Genomic DNA, 19,779 nt, shown 5'->3' with positions numbered 1-19,779 from the left:
TACTGGAATTCTGGTTTTGACATGACGACACCTGCACGAGAGCGGCGCCGCGAACGCATGCGCGGCGACATCGTCGAGGCCACGCTCCGGCTCATCGAGGCGGAAGGCCTGGATGGGGTGTCCATCGAGCGCATCGCCGAGGAGGCGGAGGTCGCCCGCGCGACGATCTATGCGCACTTCCCCGAAGGCCGCGACGCGATGCTCCGCGCCGCGTATGACGCGGCGGGGGCGATGCTGGTGGCCGATGCCCGCGCCGGTGCCGCCTCGATTCCGTCGTGGGAGGACCGGATCGCCCACTATGCGCGGGCGATGATCGAGTTCTCCCGCTCGCCCACGCTCGGCCGCTTCTACAGCGTGACCGGACCCGCCCTCGTCGGATTCCGCGAGACCGGAGGTGCGGGCTCCCGCGGGTATCGCGAAGACATCCGGGGTGTGCTGTCGGCCGCCCAGGACGTGGGCGAACTGGCACCCGACGCCGATCCGGATGCGCTCGCCGTCCTCATCTCCTCGAGCCTGCGCGACGCCGGCATCGACGCCGCCCTCAATCCCGAATCGGCCGAGCGCTACGTCGACGCCGTCCGCCGCATTCTGCGTGGCCTTCGCACCGTCCCTGAGGAGAGCTCGTGAACGCATCGGAGACCCGCGTCGTGGCCATCACCGGCGGTGGGACCGGCATCGGGGCCGCTGCGGCGCGGCGCTTCGCGCAGGAGGGCTGGCACGTCGCCGTCATCGGCCGTCGTGCGCACCTGCTCCAGGAGGTCGCGGCCGCCACCGGCGCGATGCCCCTCGTCGCCGACGCCGCCGACCCAGCGGAAGCCGACCGCGCGGTCTCCGCGGTGGGAGACCGGTTCGGTGGGCTGGACGCGATCGTCGCGAACGCCGGCGGGCATGGGTTCGCCGGCCTCGCGGACACCACCGATGCGGACTGGGCCGCGAGCCTGCGGGGGAATCTCGATTCGGCGTTCGTGTTCGCCCGCGCGGCGCTGGGGCTCCTGCGCGCGGCGCGGGGAAGCATCGTCGTGGTCTCTTCGCTCGCCGGACTGGCGGCGGGGCCGAGCACCGTCGGCTACACCACGGCGAAGCACGCCCTGATCGGGCTCACGCGCTCGATCGCCCGCGACTACGGCGTGGACGGAGTGCGCGCCAACGCAATCTGCCCGGGATGGGTGCGCACGCCGATGGCCGATGCTGAAATGGACGAGTTCGCGGCCGCGGCGGGCCTGGGCGATCGGGAGAGCGCCTATCGCACCGTCACCGCGGACGTGCCCCTCGGTCGCCCGGCCGAGGCCGCGGAGATCGCGGAGGTCATCCACTTCCTCGCGTCCCCGGCGTCTTCGTACATCACCGGCGCCGTCCTGCCTGTCGACGGGGGCGCGACCAGTGTCGACCTGCCGACCACGGCGTTCGGGCGAGCAGGCATGTGAGCGGCACCCGCCCGACCATGCACTGACGGTCAAGGGGAGCGCACCGCGCGGCAATCCCCGCGGGCGGCGGCTGGCGAGAATCGGGTGCATCCGGCCAAGGAGGTCCGCATGTCCACACCCGAAAGCAGTCTCAAGCGCAATCAGCTCGGCGCGCCATCCATCGTCTTCCTCGTCCTCGCCGCCGTCGCCCCGCTCACCGTCGCGATCGTGGTTCTGCCGTTGGCGATGGCCTTCGGCAACGGCGGCGGCATCCCCGTCGCGGTCATCATCGTGGCTGCAGCCCTCCTGCTCTTCGCCGTGGGGTATGCCCAGATCACGAAAGACCTCGTGAGCGCCGGCGGGTTCTACGCCATCGCGGTCAAGGGGCTCGGTCGTCCGGCCGGACTGGCGACGGGCATCATCGCCACGCTCGGGTACAACTTCTTCGTCGCCGGGGCGCTGGGGACGATCGGCTTCTTCACCGGCATGGTCGTGATGCCGGCACTGTTCGGGATCGAGCTCAACTGGTTCCTCGTGGCCGTCGTGCTCTTCGTCATCGTCTTCCTGCTCGCACGGTCGGGCATCCAGGTGAGCGCCGCCGTCCTCGGTGTGGCGCTGGTGCTGGAGATCGTCATCCTTCTGGCCTTCGCCATCGCCGTGTTCGTCCAGGTGGGGTTCAGCATCGAAGCCTTCACGCTGGCCTTCAGCCCGGAGATCCTCGTGGGAGGTTCGATCTGGATCGGTCTGCTGATGGTGGCGACGGCGTTCATCGGCTTCGAGGCCACCGCCCTCTTCGGCGAGGAGGCCAAGGACCCGCGCCGCACCGTGCCGCGCGCGACATACGCCGCCATCGTCATCATCGGCGTCATGCACGCGGTGGTCGGGTGGGCGATCGTCAGCGCGCTCGGGGTCCGCGACGCCCAGGCGGTCGCGCTGGACAGCCTGGCCGCGGGTGACTTGACGCTCGTCCTCATCGACACCTACCTGGGTCCGATCGTGGGCGCGATCGCACTCGTCCTGCTCGTGGTGAGCCTCTTCGCCGCCCAGCTGGCGTTCCACAACTCCGCCGCCCGCTACCTCTTCGCGCTGGGGCGGGCCGGCGTCCTGCCGCGCTGGCTGGCCCACACCAACCGCAACGGGGCACCCCAGCGGGCGCTTCTGGTCAATCTCATCTTCGCCATCCTCGTCGCCGCCGTGTTCGCGGTCTTCGTGGAGACGGATCCGGAGGGCAATCCGCTCCCGCCCGTACTCACGCTCGTACCGGTGGGGCTCGGGTTCGGGACGCTCGCCGTCATGATCGTGCAGGCCATCGCCGCCCTCTCGATCGTGGTGTACTTCCGTCGGCGGAGAGACCCGCGATGGTGGTCGACGTTCATCGCTCCCGGCCTGGGATTCGTCGCGCTGCTGGTCTTCAGCGTCATGGCGATCGCCAACTTCACCCTCGTCGCGGGATCCGAGGCGATCTACGTGCAGCTGCTGCCGTGGCTCCTGGTGGTGGCCGTCGTCGGCGGCGTGGCCTATGCGGCCTACCTGAAGGCGAGGCGACCCGAGGTGTACGCCGGCTTGAACGAGGATCTCGAGCGGTTCGACGAACTCGTCGTGGCGTGAGGCCGGAAGTGTTACTTGTGCGAAACGCGGGCGACATCAATAATGAGCAGACGCTCAATAAAGATGTTGAGAGAGCGACCGAAGGCGGTCCGACGATCCGAGGAGCACACTCATGACCATCGCCGAAGAGCAGGGCGTCAGGGCAGGACAGGCCGCGAGCAGGCACCCGCTCGCCCCACTCGAGGCCTCCGAGATCGCCGACCTGCGCGACCTGCTCTCCCGGGAGGGCCTGGTCACCGAGAGCACGAGGTTCTCGTACGTCGCCGTCCGCGAACCCGACAAGCGGGACGTGCTGCAGTGGCGACCGGGCGTCTCCCTTCCTCGCGAGGTCGCCGTCCTGCTCACCGACCTGGCCGCGGGAACGGTGACCGACCTGGTCGTCGACCTCACGGCTCGGCGAATCGCCTCCCGGCGTGCCGTCGACACCGCGACCGAGGGTTTCGGGCCGGTCTTCGACGAGGATTTCGAGGCCGTCGACCGCATCGTCAAGTCGGATGAGGCGTATGTCGCGGCGCTCGCCAGACGCGGCGTGACCGATCTCGACAAGGTCATCGTCGTGGCGCTGTCGGCCGGGGTCTTCGGGTACGAGGACGAGGTCGGCGTGCGCATGATCCGCGTGCTGGCCTTCCTCCGCACTCACCCGACCGATTCGTACTGGGCGCATCCCATCGGCGGCCTGGTCGCGCACGTTGATCTGCAGTCCGAACGGGTCGTGCGGCTGGTCGAGACCGAGCTCGCCTTCGTGCCGGAGACATCCGGCGACTACCTCGACCCTGAGGTGCGCGGCCCCGAACGCACGACGCTCAAGCCCATCTCCATCTCCCAGCCGGAGGGCGTCAGCTTCACGCTCGAGGGCGGAGTGCTCAGCTGGGAGAACTGGTCGGTCCGCCTCGGATTCAACGGTCGCGAGGGGCTCACACTCCACCAGCTGGCGTTCCGCGACGGCGGCGTGGACCGTCCGATCCTCTACCGCGGATCGGTGTCGGAGATGGTCGTCAACTACGGCGACACGTCGCCGACGAACGCGTGGCAGAACTACTACGACGTGTCGGAGTACCAGTTCGGCCGGCTCGCGAACTCCTTGGAGCTCGGATGCGATTGCGTCGGCGACATCACCTATGTCGACGCGGTCGTGGCCGACGACCTGGGGCGGGCGCAGACGATCCGCAACGCCATCTGCATCCACGAGGAGGACTACGGGATCCTCTGGAAGCACAACGACGCCATCAACGGCACGAGCGAGACCCGGCGCCAGAGAAGGCTCGTGATCTCGTTCTTCGTCACGGTCGGGAACTACGACTACGGCTTCTACTGGTACCTGTACCTCGACGGGAAGATCGAGCTGGAGGCGAAGGCGACGGGGATCGTCTTCACGAACGCGCACCCCGGAGGGGACTACCCGTACGCCACCGAGGTGGCGCCGGGTCTGGGCGCGCCGGTGCACCAGCACCTCTTCTCGGCACGCCTGGATCTGACCGTGGACGGCGTCGCGAACGCGGTCGAGGAGGTCGACGTGACCCGCGTCTCGAAGTCGGCCGAGAACCCGTGGGGCAACGCCTTCGCGCGCACCCATACGCGTCTTGCCACCGAGTCCGAGGGGATCCGCGATGCGGACAACCGGGTCGACCGGGTCTGGCGCATCCTCAGTACCGACAAGACGAACCACCTGGGCCGGCCGACGTCGTACATCCTCTTTCCCGAGGGCAAGCCCACGCTGCTCGCCGACGACGACGCGTACATCCGTCCGCGCGCGGAATTCGCCACTCACCACCTGTGGGTGACCCGGTACGACCGCGACGAGATGTGGGCCGCAGGGCGGACCACGAACCAGAATCCCGGCGGATCGGGGCTCCCGGCGTACGTTCGAGCCAACAGGTCGATCGACGGCGAGGACGTCGTCGTGTGGCATACGTTCGGCCTGACCCATTTCCCGCGCACCGAGGACTGGCCCGTCATGCCCGTCGACTACGCCGGCTTCACTCTCGCGCCGCACGGGTTCTTCGACCGCAACCCCACGATCGACGTGCCCGACCAGTCCGGTGGAGACCACTGCTCGGCTTCCGGCGCCGGGGGTGCGGCCGATCATGGGCTGGCCAACGCCGCGCCCGACCACGACGCGCATGGCGCGCATGATCATCACCACCACGGGCACTGACCGGACGGTTCCCCAGGAACGGACGGTCTCGTGCTGACCGTCGCCGTGGCGGTGTCCGGCGCCGTCGCGGCGACGGGATGCTGTCTGGCCGGCTCCCGCTGGCGCGCGCGTGCGCTCGCAGCGGTCATGGCCGCCGCGTGTGTTCCGATCCTCACAGACACCGTGCGGATGGCGGCGGCCCTCGTCGTGCTCCTGCTCGTGCTGCTGCTCAGCGTCGGTCTGCGGCGGCGGAGCACGCATGAGCGGGCTCTGGACATGCACCGGGCTATCGGTGGCGCTCTCATGGCCGGCATGCTCTTCGCGGGCGGGCGGGCACGGCGCCGGCGACTCGATGGCGGCCGTGCACGACCACGGGCTCGGTCTTCCGCCGCATGGGGTGTTCGGGACTGCCGCGGCGGTCTACGTCGTCTGGACGGTCGTCGCTCTGGCCCGACGAAGACATCGTCCCGCCGGTGCCGCCGCCCGCATCGAGTTCACCGCGATGGCAGTCATGTTCGCGCTGGCCGTGCTCGCGATGGGTCTCGGCTGAGTCGCGTCACTCCAAGGGCCGGGCGAAGCGTGCGCGCTCGCGACCCTGCGGCGTCATCCACGGCTCGAGGAGCGTCTGCACCGTGCGCCACTGCGCCCGCGCCTCCGCCAACGGCGCATGCAGCACGAACGTCACCTGCTGCCCGAGGGCGACCACCAGGAGGGCATCCGCGAGGGCGGCCGTCGGGGTATCCGGATGGAGCTCTCCGTCGCCGACGGCCTGATCGAGGTGCGTGCGGTACTCCTCCTGCCAGAGTCGCTCGGCGAATGCCTCGCGCACGGTGTGGTGGCGTTGCGCGGTGACCCGTCCCCAGAAGTTGACCACGACGAGGGCCTCGTCCTGGGTCGTCTTCTCGAGCGGATGGATCTGCTCCAGCATCCGCGTCAGAGCGACGAGGCCCGTCGTCTCACCGACGTGCTGCTGGATGCGGGCGGTCGTGCGCTCGACGACCAGCGCGAACGCCTGGGCGATGACCTCGTCGAAGTTGGCGAAGTAGTGCCACAGGCCCCCGGTCGCCATCCCCAGCTCCTGGGCGAGGCGTCGCGTGGTGGCGGCCTCCATGCCCTCACGCGCGACCAGCGCCAGATAGCTATGGACGATCTCGCGTCTGCGAGCGTCACGGTCGATGATCTTGGGCACGGATCGATTCTGTCCTACCGCGCCGCCCGTACCCGCGGCGGGCGGATGCGCCGGGTCAGGGGCGGGGGCGACGGGTCCGGCGCTCGCACCACGCGGTGAAGGCGCCGTAGGAGAGGACGGCGCCGGCCACGAGCGCGACGAAGACCGCGGTCATCGGGCGCTCCCACCGCAGGTCGGCGGAGCGGACGAGCAGCGACAGGCAGATCGCGGCCAGGCTCAGCAGCTGCGCCTGGAACAGGATGCGGAAGGCGCTCCAGCGCCGGTCCCACAGCAGCGCGACGTTGACCACGCCGGTGAGGCTCAGCACCGCGCCGGTCACGCGCCCGGTCAGCGGCGTCAGCTCCCACGCCCAGAAGGATGCCGCGAACCCGGGAGCGACGAAGACGACGGCGCCGAAGACGAACGCCGCCGCCCCGATGGCCGCGAGGCCGAGTGCGGCGGACCGCGGGATCTCCACGTCACCGGGGTCGGGATCGCGTCGCGCGTGCCGGCGCTGGATCACCGCGAGGATCACGACGGCGAACGGCGTGGTGGCGTAGAGGATCGTCCACACGGCGAAGGACAGGTTGGGGGAGAACCGGTCCAGGTGCAGGAGCGTGGCTGCCAGGAGCGCACCGGCGAATACTGCGACGGCGGGGAATCCGTGCTGCACGCGATGCCACCGGCGTTCGACGGCGACGCGCACGAAGAACCAGATCCCACCCACGTAGGCCGAGGCCAGGAGATAGGCCGACAGTGGCGGATCGATCGCCCACGCGAACAGTTCGCCCGTGCGGTCGGGGAAGACGTAGAGCAGGAACGCGGCGACTACGAGGAACGGCAGGATCACCACCGCGATCCCGCGCGTCGCCCGCAGCACGACGTCGTCGCGCGTGGATGCGCGATGGTCGGCGGTGTCAGCGGGTGACGGCATCCAGAACCTCCCGCGGAGACAGAGTGCCGCCGCGCGCGACGGCGGCATCGAGGATGGGACCGGCACCGTCGTCGGCGAGGTTCTCGAAAGCGGGGGCGTACAGGTCGAGCTGGCCGGAGTCGGTGGTGCCCATCCGCCGCCGTGCGGCGGCCGCGGCGCCCAGCATGAGACCGGCGTCTTCGGCCCTGCCCTGCACCGCGGCGACCGCGGCGCGGCCCTCCAGGCCGTACGCGATGCCCTCGTCGTGACCGAGCGCGAGCGAGGCGTTCAGGCTCTGGGCGAAGTCGGCCTCCGCGCCGCCGACGTCGCCCAGCGCCAGGCGCGCCCACCCGCGGTGGTGTTGTGCGATGACGATGCCCAGGCGCTCGCTGTTGGCCGAGGCCAGCGCGAGACTGCGCTCGAACCGGCCGAGGGCAGTCGTGGTGTTCCCCAGCAGCAGGTCGAGGCGGCCCATCGGGACGAGCGCCATGGCCTCGCCCCATCCATCCCCGGCGGCGGCGAATCCGTCGATCGCACGCGTGAGCACCTCCTGCGCACCGGCGACGTCGGGTCCTTCCGCTCGTGACAGCAGCGCCAGCCCGAGCGACACGCGGGTCAGGGACGCACCGCGGCTATCGCCGGCCTCGTCGAACAGATCGGCGGCGCGCGTGAGACCGGGGCTCACGTCGACGTCGGGATGCTGCCAGAAGGTGATCGCGTGCGCGTAGTAGTTCGCGACCGCCGCCGTCCAGGGGCTGAGGGCCACGCCCTCCGCCTCGGCCCGTCTCAGCACCTCCGCCATGCGCGCCTGCTGGGCGCCCAGCATCCCGCCCAGCCAGCCGTAGAGGTACAGCGCCCACGCCATCCGGGCCGCCTCGTCGAAGCGCGACGCGTCGATGAGGGCGCGCAGCACCGCCGACAGGTTCTCCGTCTCGGCGTCCAGCCGCAGCAGCCACGCGAGCTGGGTGGAGCCGGTCATATCGCGCGAGGCGGTCTCCGCCAGCGACGCGTAGTGCTCGATCCAGCGCTCCCGCGCGGTGTCGGGGGCACCCATCTCGCTCGCGTACGCGCGAACGAGGGTCAGCATCGCGAAGACGCGCACGCCTCGTCGGTCCTGCTGCTGCAGGAGACTCGCGTCCACGAGCGCGTCCAGTGCGGGCTCGGCATCCAGGCCAGGGAGGCACTCGAGCACCGACTCCGCCGCCGCCCGCGTGAAGGGCCCCGCGAACACCGCGAGCGCGGCGAGGGCGGCCTGCGCGTCGTCGTCGAGCAGGCGCACGCTCCACTGGATGGTGCTGCGGATGGTGCGCTGGCGTGCGGGCAGATCGCGGGCGCCGTCCACCAGCAGCGACAGGGCCGAGCCGAGGCGCTCCAGGATCTCCTGCGGCGTGTGCGACCGCATCCGCGCCGCGGCCAGTTCGATGGCCAGCGGCAGTCCGTCCAGCGCGCGGCAGATCGCGGCGATGGTCGGCGCGTCGGTCTCGGTGAGGCGGAACCCGGGCAGCACCGCGGATGCCCGCTCGACGAACAGCGCGACGGAGGCGTTGGTCTCGATCGCGGCGAGGTCGTCGCGTTCGCCGGGGGCGCGCAGGGGTGCGAGGGCGTAGACCCGCTCGGCGCGCAGGCGCAGCGGCGAGCGGCTGGTCACCAGCATCGTGAGCCGGGGGAGGGCCGTGAGCAGCCGGACGAGGGCGTCGGCGGCATCCAGGACGTGCTCCATGTTGTCGAGCACGAGGGTGTAGTCGCGTCCGTCCAGCGCCGCGATCAGCGCCGTCTCCAGCGGCCGGTCGCCGCCGTCGCGCACACCCACCGCCCGCGCGATGGCGGGAAGGACGTCGTCGGGCGAGCCCACCGACTCCAGCAGCGCGAAGGCCACTTCGCCCCCGTCCGCGGCGATGGCCGAGGCCACCTCGATCGCCAGGCGCGACTTGCCGATGCCGCCGGGACCCACGAGCGTCACGACGCGGGCGGCGGGGGAGCGCAGCATCCGCAGGATCTCATCACGATCGTGGGCACGGCCGATGATCGCGTTGAAGCTGCTGGGGATACCGGTACCCGGGGCGGCCGACGGCGGGGGCGGCGGGGGGACGACCGATGCCCTGGCGGCGGCGTCGAAACGGTCGGCGAGCAGGGTCGACAGGTCGTTGGTGACCAGCTCCCGCAGTTCCGCCGGATCGCGGAAGGACTTGTACGACACGCGATCGTCGTCGCGGATGCGGGCCAGCAGCGCCGAGAGACGCTCCTCGCGCTGCGGGGCCGGCGCTTTGATGTAGATGAGCGAGGGCATCTCGCCCGACAGCCGGTACTCGTCCTCGAGGCCGGAGATCTCCTCGCCGGGGCCGATCCAGCCGTAGCTCTGCCAGTAGATGCCGAGGAAGATGTCGCTCTGCTCGAGGTAGGACCGGTACAGCGACCGCGGCGGGTGCGGCCGGGCGCCGAGCTCGAACATGACGGGGGCCAGGCGCAGCCGCTCCACGGCTTCGCGCACGGCGGCTCGTTCGGGCTGGAGCTCTCCGAGGGTCGAGCTGACGAAGACGCGGAGTCGCTGGTCGGGTGTCCTGATCGGATCGGGCGCCATGAGGGCCAACTTCCGGGCTCGGGTGTTCGCCATTCCAGCGTAGCGCGGGGTGCGGGGGAGCGGACAGGCGGTCAGCGCCGGAGCAGCCGGGCGCCGAGACCGAAGTCATGCAGCCGAGCGGTCACATCGCGAGGGACTCGATGTAGCGCAGCAGCACGCCCTCGCGAAGCGCCCACGGCGAGACCTCGAGCTCCTCGACGCCCATCGCCTTCATCGCCTGGTGGAGCACGACGGCGGCCGCGACGATCTGGGTCGCCCGGTCGGCGGTGATGCCGGGGAGTTCCTGGCGCGCCTCGGCCGGGATGCGGGCCAGCCGCGGGATCCACGCCTTCAGTTCGCGGCGGGGGAGCACCATCCGCTCGATACCCGACCAGCCCGGCACCGGGTACCCGGCCAGCGTCGCAAGCGAGCGGATCGCCTTGGATGACCCCACGACGTGATCGGGGCGCGGGAGGGTTCTGAAGCGCTCGGCGACCGGGGCGAGGACGGACGCGGCGTGCCGGCGCAGCGCCTCGAGCTGGAAGTCGTTCGGAGGATCGTCGGGGAGGAACTCCCACGTCATCCGCCCCGCGCCCAGCGCCACCGAGTCGGCCATGTCGGGGAGCTCGTCAGCGCCGCCGGCGAGCTCGAGCGATCCGCCGCCGACGTCGAACAGCAGGATCTGCCCCGCCGACCAGCCGAACCACCGCCGTACCGCGAGGAACGTGAAGCGCGCCTCGGTGTCGCCGCCGAGCACCTGCAGGGGCTGGCCGAGGGCCTCCTCGATGCGGGCGATGACGGCCGGGCCGTTCGTCGCCTCCCGCACGGCCGAGGTCGCCGTGGCGAGCAGCTCGTCGACCCCCTCGGCCGCGGCCTTCGCGCGGGCCTGGGTCACGGCATCCACCAGCGCCGCGATGCCGGCGGCATCGATGGCGCCGTCGGGGCCGAGGTGGCGCATGAGGCGCAGTACCGTGCGGTGACTCGTCGTCGCCGTCGGGCGGCCGCCGGGGCGGGCGTTGGCGACGAGGAGATGGATGGTGTTCGAACCGATGTCGAGGACCCCGAGGCGCACGGGTCGAGCGTAGCGGTCGCGGCGCTTCGTCGAGCTCCGCCCGCTCAACGACCGGGAAGGCGCCAGGCCCGGGCGCTGAGCGCGCGGGGGTAGCATGGGCGCGTGCCCGCCGAGACCGCCGCGCCGTCGCTGAGCCCGTACCGCGAGATCGACCGAACCGACTGGGCGCGATTGGCGGCGGGGATGCCGCAGCCGCTCACCGAGACCGAAGTCGTACAGCTGCGGGGCCTGGGCGACCGACTCGATCTGCGCGAGGTGCGCGAGGTGTACCTCCCGCTCAGTCGCCTTCTCAGCCTGTACGCCAACGCGACGAAGCGGCTCGGCGCCGACACCAGCGCCTTCCTCGGCGAGGCCGACGTGACGACCCCGTTCGTCATCGGGGTGGCCGGGTCGGTCGCGGTCGGGAAGTCGACCATCGCGCGGCTGCTGCGCGAGCTCATGAGCCGCTGGGCCGATACCCCGCGCGTGGAACTCGTCACCACCGACGGGTTCCTCTACCCCAACGCCGAGCTCGAGCGGCGGGGGCTGATGGACCGCAAGGGCTTCCCGGAGTCGTACGACCGGCGCGCGCTGATCGACTTCCTGCACGAGGTCAAGAGCGGTGCCGCCGAGGCCCGCGCGCCGTTCTACTCGCACATGCGGTATGACATCATGCCCGACGCGCACGTCACCGTCCGCCGGCCCGATGTCGTCATCGTCGAGGGCCTCAACGTGCTGCAGCCCCCGCCCGCGCCCAACGACGTGGCCGTCAGCGACCTCTTCGACTTCTCCATCTACGTCGACGCCGACGCCGCCCATGTCGAGCAGTGGTACGTCGAGCGCTTCCTCGCCCTGCGCAAGGGGGCCTTCAGCAACCCGAACTCGTACTTCCGCGTCTTCGCCGACATCAGCGACGACGAGGCCGTCGAGCGCGCCCTCGGCTACTGGCGTGACATCAACCTGCCGAACCTGCTCGAGAACGTACTGCCCACGCGGCATCGCGCCACACTCGTGCTGCAGAAGGCCTCCGACCACACCGTCGAGCGAGTCTCGCTCCGCAAGCTCTAGACCGACGCCCGCAGCTCAGCGGCGGCGCTTGCCGTGGACGGCTGGCACCGAGGCGAAGTACTGCGCGACGACGAACGCCATCCCCAGCGCGCCGAGGCCGAACGCCACGCGCGCGGACGTCGCGGTGGTGCGCCGACGCAGGAGCCCCGCCCCGGCGAGGTTCATCGCCGCCCACACGACGTTCGCGGCGGGGGAGGACAGGCCTCGACCGGGCGGATCGGCGAACGGCGTCGGGAACGGCTGACCCCGCAGGGCGCTCACCGCGTGCGGGACCGCGTTGACGGTGAGCGCGCCGGCAGCGACCTGGCGCAGGAATCGGGCGACGGACATCCGGACCTCCTCGTGTCGAGTGCCTCAGCGTATTCGCGCCCGGCTGCCCGTCGACGGGGGTTGCGTCGTCGCCCGGCGGAGGTCAGGACAGCGGATGCAGCGTGCCGGCGGACTCGCGGTAGCGCTCGCCGGTGGCCGGGCACACCCAGTCGTCGCCCTCCTGCGCGAGCGGCCGGCCGGCCCTGCCCACCCACCCGATGCGACGCGCGGGCACGCCCACCACGAGCGCGAAATCGGGCACGTCCTTCGTCACGACCGCGCCGGCGGCCACGAGCGCCCACGCCCCCACGCGCACCGGCGCGATGCACACCGCACGGGCGCCGATCGAGGCGCCCTCGCCGATCTCGACGCCGACCGCATCCCAGTCATCCGCCGACTTCAGCTGCCCCTCGGGAGTGATCGCCCGCGGATACTCGTCGTTGGTGAGCACGGCGGCTGGGCCGATGAACACCCCGCGCGCGAGGCGGGCCGGCTCGTACACGAGGGCGTAGTTCTGCAGCTTGCTGCCCTCGCCGATCTCGACGCCGGGGCCGACGTAGGCACCGCGGCCGACGATGCAGTCCGCTCCGAGCACGGCGCCCTCGCGCACCTGGGCGAGGTGCCACACCTTGGTGCGCTCGCCGACCTGCGCACCCTCGGAGACGTCGGCGGTGGCGGCGATGAACGGCTGATCGGTGTGCGAAACCATGGGCACTCCTCTGCGCGGGGGCGGGATCCGTGAAATTGCTCGTGCACGGCTCGTTCTAAACGCTATACTCGCCGCGGGGATACAGACGACTCTGCACCGGTCACGGAGCGAGCGTCGCCTGTCATGGATATCCGTCTTCGGGCGGACTGGGGTCCGCCGGGGGGCGGAAAGCCCGCAGCGCTTGGGAGTGCAGCGGGTGGTCTGGGGAAAAATTGGGGTACTCGACGCTCGTCGTCGATCGGGAACGGTCGACTCGTGCACGCATCATCGCGCTCGCTGTGCTGGGCGCTCTCGTCACGTCGCTCGTCGTCGCGCCTGCTCCGCCGGCGCGCGCCACGGCACCGAGCCCCTGCGGTCATGGGGTGAATCCGATCGAGTGCGAGAACCGCGAACCCGGCACCGATCCCGACGTGTGGGACATCGATGGTGCCGGCGACCCCAGCATCCAGGGCTTCGCGACCGACATCAGCGTCAACGCAGGTGATCGCGTCGACTTCAAGATCGACACGGATGCCGCGGACTACGACATCGACATCTACCGCACCGGCTGGTATCAGGGCCTGGGCGCGCGTCTGATCGACAGCGTGGAGCCGTCGGCGCCCCTGCCGCAGGTACAGGACGAGTGCCTCTCCGACCTCGCCACCGAGCTGTACGACTGCGGCACGTGGGACGTGTCGGCCTCCTGGGACGTGCCCGAGCACGCCGTCTCGGGCGTCTACCTCGCGCGGCTCGAGCGCACCGACACCGGCGGCGCCAGCCACATCATCTTCATCGTCCGCCGCGACGGCAACACCTCCGACGTGCTCTTCCAGACCTCCGACCCGACGTGGCACGCGTACAACACCTACGGCGGGTCGGACTTCTACCAGGGCGCGGCCAACGGCCGGGCCTACAAGATCAGCTACAACCGTCCGTTCGCCACCCGAGGCGGGATCGAGAAGCGAGACTTCTACTTCAGCTCCGAGTACGCCACGGTGCGGTTCCTCGAGCGCAACGGCTACGACATGAGCTATATCGCCGGCATGGACACCGACCGCCGCGGAGCAGAGCTGCTCAACCACAAGGTGTTCCTCTCCGTCGGGCACGACGAGTACTGGTCGGGTGCGCAGCGGGCCAACATCGAGGCCGCCCGCGACGCCGGCGTGAACCTGCAGTTCCTCGCGGGCAACGAAGGGTACTGGCGCACGCGGTACGAGCCCTCGACCGTCGGCGAGCAGGGCGACCGCCGCACGCTGGTGTCGTACAAGGAGACGTGGGGCGACCGCGATCACCTTGGCGGCGGGAAGATCGATCCGAGCCCCGAGTGGACGGGTACGTGGCGCGACCCGCGGTTCGCTGCGGCGGAGAACGGCGGCGCGTCGCCGGAGAATGCGCTCATCGGCACCATGTACATGGTCAACCACGACGATCTGGCGCTGACGGTCGCCGGCGAGCAGGGCGGCTTCCGCCTGTGGCGGTACACCGGACTGGACGACCTCGATGAGGACGAGACCGCGCCGCTCGCCCCGCACACCGTGGGGTACGAGTCGAACGAGGACATCGACAACGGCCACCGTCCGCCCGGGCTCATCCGCCTGTCCACCACGATCGGTCCGACGCCGCAATACCTCACCGACTACGGCAACACCCTGGTGGAGGGCACCACCCGCCACCACGTGACGCTGTACAGGGCCGCCAGCGGCGCGCTCGTCTTCTCGGCCGCGACCGTCCAGTGGGGATGGGGGCTCGACGATGGACACGACGGCAACGGGGCTCCTCCCGATCGTCGGATGCAGCAGGCGCAGGTGAACCTCCTCGCCGACATGGGCGCCCAGCCGGGGTCGCTGCAGCATGGGCTCGCCGCCGCGGCGCCCAGCCATGACACCATCGCGCCCGAGACGGTCATCACCAGCCCGCAGGAGGGGGAGACGGTCGCGCACGGAGCGACCGTCCTGGTCACGGGCACGGCCTCGGACGGGGGCGGCCGGGTGGCCGGAGTCGAAGTATCCACGGACGGCGGAATATCCTGGCATCCCGCGGAGGGGACCGAGGAGTGGTCGTACGAGTACGTCCAGCAGGGCGCCGCGAGCGCGACGATCCTTGCGCGGGCGATCGACGACAGCGCCAATTTCGCCACCGTCGGGGTGCAGCGCACCGTCGCCGTGACGGGGCCGTACACCGTCTTCGGCGACGAGGTCCCACTCAACACCTCGGCTGCGGACGACCGCCCGGTCGAACTGGGACTGCGTTTCACTCCCGAGGTGGACGGTTTCGTCAGCGGCGTGCGCTTCTTCAAGGGAGAGCGCAACACCGGCACGCAGGTCGGCTCCCTGTGGGACGACGCCGGCCGCCGGCTCGACCAGGTCGTCTTCCCGGGCGGGACGGGGGAGGGATGGCAGGGCGCCCGCTTCGCCTCCGCTGTCCCCGTGACGGCAGGCCGCACCTACACCGTCTCCTACACCGCGCCGGCAGGCGGCTACGCGATGGACGCGCGCTACTGGCCCTACCGGTCCGCCGCCTCCAGCCCGCTCTCCGTCGCATCGGCGGTGGGCGCGGGCGCCGCAGGCGTGTTCGGGGCGCCCGGGGAGTTCCCGGCATCCAGCTTCGGAGAATCGAACTACTTCGTCGACGTGGTATTCGAGTTCACCGACACCTCGCCGCTGCGTGTGCTGGCGTCCACTCCGGCGACCGGGACGTCGAGCATCGCGCTGGATGCGGCCGTCACCGCGACGCTGTCGCGCGCCATCGATCCGGGCGCCGTCGGTCTCCACGTCGCCGGCGCGGGCGGCGAGGTGGTTGCGGGCGATCTGTCCTTCGACGCGCCCTCGCGCACCGTGCGCTTCATCCCGCACGCTCCGCTCGCGGCGAGCACCACGTATACGGTCACCGTCACCGTGGGCGGCGACGCGATCCAGGTCGGTGAGGAGGATGCTTGGAGCTTCACCACGCGCGCGCCCGACCGCGCCGAAGGCGACTGCCCGTGCAGTCTGTTCAACGAAAGCCGGTCGCCGTCGATCGCGTCCGTTGACGATGCCGGACCGGTCACGCTGGGCGTGACCTTCACCCCTTCGTCCGACGGCGTTATCACGGCGCTGCGCTTCTTCAAGGGCCCGGGCAACGCGGGAGAACACACGGGGACCCTGTGGGACAGCGACCGCGAAGCCATGGCGCACGTCGAGTTCGCGAACGAGACCGCCGGGGGATGGCAGACCGCGGAGTTCGACGCCCCCGTCGAGGTCGAGGGAGGGCGCACGTACGTCGCCTCCTACCTCGCGCCACGGGGCGGTTACTCCGCGACACCCGGTGTGTTCACCACCGCCTACGAGCGAGGTCCGCTGAGCGTGGGGGCCGGAGGTGCGGTCTTCACTTACCACGGCGCGTATCCGGCCGAGGGATCAGCGACCGACTACGGCGTCGATGTCGTGTTCGAGCCGGACGCCCCGCCTCCCTTGATCGTCGCGCGCACCCCCGAGGCGGGTGCTGTTGCCGCGGCATCGGCCACGGTGTCCGCGACGTTCGACCGAGCCATCGAGCCCGAGTTCGCCGGGGTGGTCACAGGCGACGGAGCAGCCGTCGCGGGAAACTGGACGATCTCGCCCGACGGGCGGACGATCACCTTCCAGCCGGACACGAGACTGCCCGAGGGCGCGCACGTCGTGGTCTCCCTCACCGGCGTGCGCTCGACGGACGGCGCTGCTGCCGACGATCAGACGTGGTCCTTCACGGTCGGGGCGGCGGCGGCTTCTCTCACGCTGCTCGGGACGAGCACGCCGCAGTCGATCACTCCGGCTGGCTCTCCCGCAGTGGAACTCGGTATGGCGTTCACGTCGTCGGCAGCCGGCACCGTGACGGCGCTGCGGTTCTACAAGGTCGCCGGCGACACCGGGGTGCACACGGGATCCCTATGGGGGCCGGACGGTCAGCGGCTCGCCCACGTCGAGTTCACGGCCGAGAGTCCGTCTGGATGGCAACGCGCCGAGCTCACGACACCCGTAGCTCTGCTCCCCGGCGTGACCTACACCGTTTCCTACCACTCCAGCCACGGCGCCTACGGCTTCACGCATGAAGGACTCGGGACCCCGCTGTCCAGCGGATCGCTTACGACGGTGACCGGCGACAACGGGCGCTTCCGCTACGGCCCGGGCGGTCTCGTGCCCGGCGACAGCTGGCGCGCGAGCAACTACTTCGCCGACATCGAGTTCCGGCCGGCGGCTCCCGCGGGTCCCGCTGTCACGGCACGCACCCCGGTGGGCCAGGACGTCGCGCCCGATGCCGTCATCTCCGCGACGTTCGGCGGCACGCCGTCTTCGCCTGCGATCGAGGTGAGCGCGGGCGGAGCGCCCGTCGCCGGCACCTCCGAATACGCCGCGGCGACGCGCACCGTGACGTTCGCCCCCGCCGCGGGGCTGGCTGCCGGCACGGTGCATACCGTGACGGTGCGGAACGGTGGCGCCGTCGTGGATCAGTGGATCTTCACCACTGCTCCGTCCGAGGACGCGGGGATGACCGTGACGGTCTTCGGCGACCGCGCGCCCGCGATCGCCGCCACGTCCGACACGGACGCCGTCGAGGTCGGCACCGCGTTCACGGTGGACCGCCCCGGGCAGGTGACGGCCCTGCGCTTCTACAAGGGCCCCGGCAACACCGGGACGCACGTCGGGTCGCTGTGGAATTCGCAGGGCGACCGGCTGATTACGGCCACGTTCGCGAACGAGACCGCCTCCGGATGGCAGCGCGTGCACCTGCCCGCTCCCGTGACGGTGCAGCCCGGCGAGACGTACGTCGTGTCGTACTTCGCGCCGCAGGGCCGGTACTCGCGCGAGGACGACTACTTCACCTCGGCACGATCGGACGGGCCCCTCACTGCGCCTGCGGGGCACAACGGACGCTTCCTTTACGCAGCAGCCGGCGGATATCCCACCGGCTCGTGGCGGTCGTCGGCGTACTTCGTCGACGCGGAGGTGGTCTTCGCGGACGCCCCGGCGCCGGATCCGTCGGGACCCGTCACGGTGCAGGACGTCCAGCCCGCCGAGCAGGAGCGGGATGTGGCGCCGACGACGACGGTGTCGGCGGCGCTGCAACCCGCCCCCGCGGCGGCCGAGCTCGCGCTGCGCGGGCCCGGCGACTCGCCGGTGGCCGGCGAGAGCGCGTACGACGCCGCGACCGGAGCGCTGGTCTTCACTCCCGCCGAGCCGCTGGAGTGGTCGCGCTCGTACACAGCGACGGTGACGGCCCCGGGGCGCGCCGTCGACGGGGGAACCTGGAGCTTCACGACCGTGCGGGAGCCGGGAGAGGTGCAGGTGCACTCCCTCCTGGGCCAGGCCACCCCGCAGCACCCGTGGTGGGATGACACGAACGAGGCGCAGGTCGCGACGCGCTTCCTCGTGGCGGCGCCGGGAGAGGTGACCGGTGTGCGCTTCTACAAGGGCGCCGCCAACACCGGTGTGCACACCGGTTACCTATGGGATCCGGCAGGCAACCGCATCGCTGAGGTGGCGTTCGCCGACGAGACGGCGGAGGGATGGCAGACCGCCTTGTTCGCCTCTCCCGTCCCGCTGGAGGCCGGAGTCGAGTATCGCGTCGGGCTGCACAGCACCACCGGACGCTATGCCATCGACTTCGACGGGTTCGGGGCGCAGACCACGACCGGACCCTTCACCGTCCCGGCCAACGGCAGCGCCTTCACCTACGGGCGGTCGTATCCGGTGCAACTCTCCACCCACAACTACTGGGTGGACGTCCTGTTCGAAAGCAGCGGCTGAACGACGGCCGCACGCTGGGGAACGCAACTGGGGATTGGGGAATCCGTGAACGACAGACTGAACATCGCCGTCGTCGGCGCTGGATATTGGGGACCGAACCTGGCCCGCAATTTCCGCAACAACCCGGCGTGGAATCTGGCCGCGATCTGCGACCTCGATCTCGCCCGTGCTCGAGGCGTCGCCGAGTCGGTGGGAGGTGCACCGGTGACCGGCGACCTCGGCGATGTGCTGCGGGATCCGCTCATCGACGCCGTCGCGATCGCCACGCCCGCCCGCACGCACCATCCGATCGTGATGGCGGCGTTGAATGCGGGCAAGCACGTCATCGTGGAGAAGCCGCTGGCCGACAGTCACGAGTCGGGCACGCAGATGGTCCGCCGGGCGGCGGAGCAGGGCCTCGTGCTCATGGCCGATCACACGTACTGCTACACGCCGGCCGTGCTGAAGATCCGCGAACTCATCGCCGAGGGGTTCCTCGGCGACATCCTCTTCGTCGACAGCGTGCGCATCAACCTGGGCCTCATCCAGCCCGACGTCGACGTGTTCTGGGACCTCGCACCGCACGACCTCGCGATCATGGACTTCGTCCTGCCCGGTGGGCTCGACGTCACGAGCGTCTCGGCCCATGGCGCCGACCCGCTGCGCACCGGCAAGTCGTGCATCGGGTACCTCGCCATGCCTCTGGCCGGCGGCGCGGTCGCGCACGTGCACGTCAACTGGCTCAGCCCGACCAAGATCCGCCAGATGGTCATCGGCGGCACCAAGCGCACGCTCGTGTGGGACGACCTCAACCCGCAGCAGCGGGTGAGCGTGTACGACCGCGGCGTCGACATCGCCGAGGTGTCCAAGAGCACGACCGCCGACGCGCGCGCGGCCAACATCTCCTACCGCCTCGGCGACACGTGGGCTCCGGCGCTGCCGGAGGGTGAGGCGCTCGCGAACGTGGCGACGGAGTTCGCCGCCGCGATCCGCGACGGCCGCCCCGCCCGTACGAGCGGTGAAGCAGGACTCCGGGTGCTCTCGGTGCTGGAGGCGGCCACCGGCAGTCTCGTCGGCGCCGGTGCACCGCAACTCATGGGCGCCGCCGCGCTCTGAAGACCGAACGACACTAAGGGGAA

The 19,779-nt window shown here is 70.8% G+C and carries 14 protein-coding genes; 8 read left to right on the top strand and 6 right to left on the bottom strand.

Going from position 1 to position 19,779, the window contains the following annotated elements; translation table 11 throughout:
• The first annotated feature begins 21 nt into the window (after positions 1-21).
• The 5 genes from E4V99_RS03215 to E4V99_RS03195 all read left to right on the top strand — a co-directional run bounded on the left by E4V99_RS03215 (position 22) and on the right by E4V99_RS03195 (position 5,695).
• Positions 22-627: a TetR/AcrR family transcriptional regulator gene (locus E4V99_RS03215; protein WP_167758057.1), complete on the top strand. Its 606-nt coding sequence runs from the start codon at positions 22-24 to the stop codon at positions 625-627.
• Positions 624-1,424, top strand: a complete 801-nt coding sequence (locus E4V99_RS03210) for an SDR family oxidoreductase (RefSeq protein WP_135116404.1) — start codon at positions 624-626, stop codon at positions 1,422-1,424. Before E4V99_RS03215 ends, E4V99_RS03210 begins: the two co-directional genes overlap by 4 nt.
• 108 nt (positions 1,425-1,532) lie before the next feature.
• A complete protein-coding gene (locus tag E4V99_RS03205; RefSeq protein WP_135116403.1) occupies positions 1,533-3,011 on the top strand; it encodes an APC family permease in 1,479 nt (492 codons plus the stop codon).
• A 112-nt stretch (positions 3,012-3,123) separates the two neighbouring features.
• Positions 3,124-5,166, top strand: a complete 2,043-nt coding sequence (locus E4V99_RS03200) for a primary-amine oxidase (protein ID WP_135116402.1) — start codon at positions 3,124-3,126, stop codon at positions 5,164-5,166.
• A gap of 271 nt (positions 5,167-5,437) precedes the next feature.
• Entirely contained in the window at positions 5,438-5,695 is a 258-nt protein-coding gene (locus E4V99_RS03195; protein ID WP_135116401.1) for a hypothetical protein, read from the top strand.
• 6 nt (positions 5,696-5,701) lie between these two features.
• Here the strand turns inward: E4V99_RS03195 and E4V99_RS03190 are convergent, their stop codons facing one another.
• The 4 genes from E4V99_RS03190 to E4V99_RS03175 all read right to left on the bottom strand — a co-directional run bounded on the left by E4V99_RS03190 (position 5,702) and on the right by E4V99_RS03175 (position 10,855).
• Positions 5,702-6,334 (bottom strand): TetR family transcriptional regulator, encoded by a 633-nt coding sequence (locus E4V99_RS03190; RefSeq protein ID WP_135116400.1) that lies wholly within the window; start codon positions 6,332-6,334, stop codon positions 5,702-5,704.
• Positions 6,335-6,389: 55 nt separating this feature from the next.
• Entirely contained in the window at positions 6,390-7,247 is an 858-nt protein-coding gene (locus tag E4V99_RS03185; protein ID WP_245233106.1) for a hypothetical protein, read from the bottom strand.
• Complete coding sequence (locus tag E4V99_RS03180) at positions 7,231-9,837, bottom strand: DUF4062 domain-containing protein (RefSeq protein ID WP_135116399.1); 2,607 nt, start codon at positions 9,835-9,837, stop codon at positions 7,231-7,233. Before E4V99_RS03180 ends, E4V99_RS03185 begins: the two co-directional genes overlap by 17 nt.
• 88 nt (positions 9,838-9,925) lie before the next feature.
• Complete coding sequence (locus E4V99_RS03175; RefSeq protein ID WP_135116398.1) at positions 9,926-10,855, bottom strand: Ppx/GppA family phosphatase; 930 nt, start codon at positions 10,853-10,855, stop codon at positions 9,926-9,928.
• Positions 10,856-10,957: 102 nt separating this feature from the next.
• Between E4V99_RS03175 and coaA the strand changes: the two genes are divergently transcribed.
• Positions 10,958-11,902 carry a type I pantothenate kinase gene (gene coaA / locus E4V99_RS03170; RefSeq protein ID WP_135116397.1) on the top strand — a complete coding sequence of 315 codons (945 nt, stop codon included), beginning with the start codon at positions 10,958-10,960 and terminating at the stop codon, positions 11,900-11,902.
• 15 nt (positions 11,903-11,917) lie between these two features.
• On the opposite strand, the gene E4V99_RS03165 is transcribed toward coaA, so the two are convergent.
• Entirely contained in the window at positions 11,918-12,232 is a 315-nt protein-coding gene (locus E4V99_RS03165) for a hypothetical protein (RefSeq protein WP_135116396.1), read from the bottom strand.
• Positions 12,233-12,314: 82 nt separating this feature from the next.
• The gene (locus E4V99_RS03160) at positions 12,315-12,920 is read right to left on the bottom strand and encodes an acyltransferase (protein WP_135116395.1); all 606 of its coding nucleotides are present in this window, start codon (positions 12,918-12,920) and stop codon (positions 12,315-12,317) included.
• 362 nt (positions 12,921-13,282) lie between these two features.
• On the opposite strand from E4V99_RS03160, the gene E4V99_RS03155 reads away from it, so the two are divergent.
• Both E4V99_RS03155 and E4V99_RS03150 read left to right on the top strand, forming a co-directional pair.
• Positions 13,283-18,661: a DUF4082 domain-containing protein gene (locus E4V99_RS03155; protein WP_209305577.1), complete on the top strand. Its 5,379-nt coding sequence runs from the start codon at positions 13,283-13,285 to the stop codon at positions 18,659-18,661.
• A gap of 45 nt (positions 18,662-18,706) precedes the next feature.
• Positions 18,707-19,756 carry a Gfo/Idh/MocA family oxidoreductase gene (locus tag E4V99_RS03150; protein ID WP_135116393.1) on the top strand — a complete coding sequence of 350 codons (1,050 nt, stop codon included), beginning with the start codon at positions 18,707-18,709 and terminating at the stop codon, positions 19,754-19,756.
• Positions 19,757-19,779 lie beyond the last annotated feature (23 nt).

This window comes from Microbacterium sp. dk485 (genome assembly GCF_004570445.1).
Taxonomy (GTDB): Bacteria; Actinomycetota; Actinomycetes; order Actinomycetales; family Microbacteriaceae; genus Microbacterium; species Microbacterium wangchenii.
This window is presented reverse-complemented; position numbering and strand designations above follow the sequence as displayed.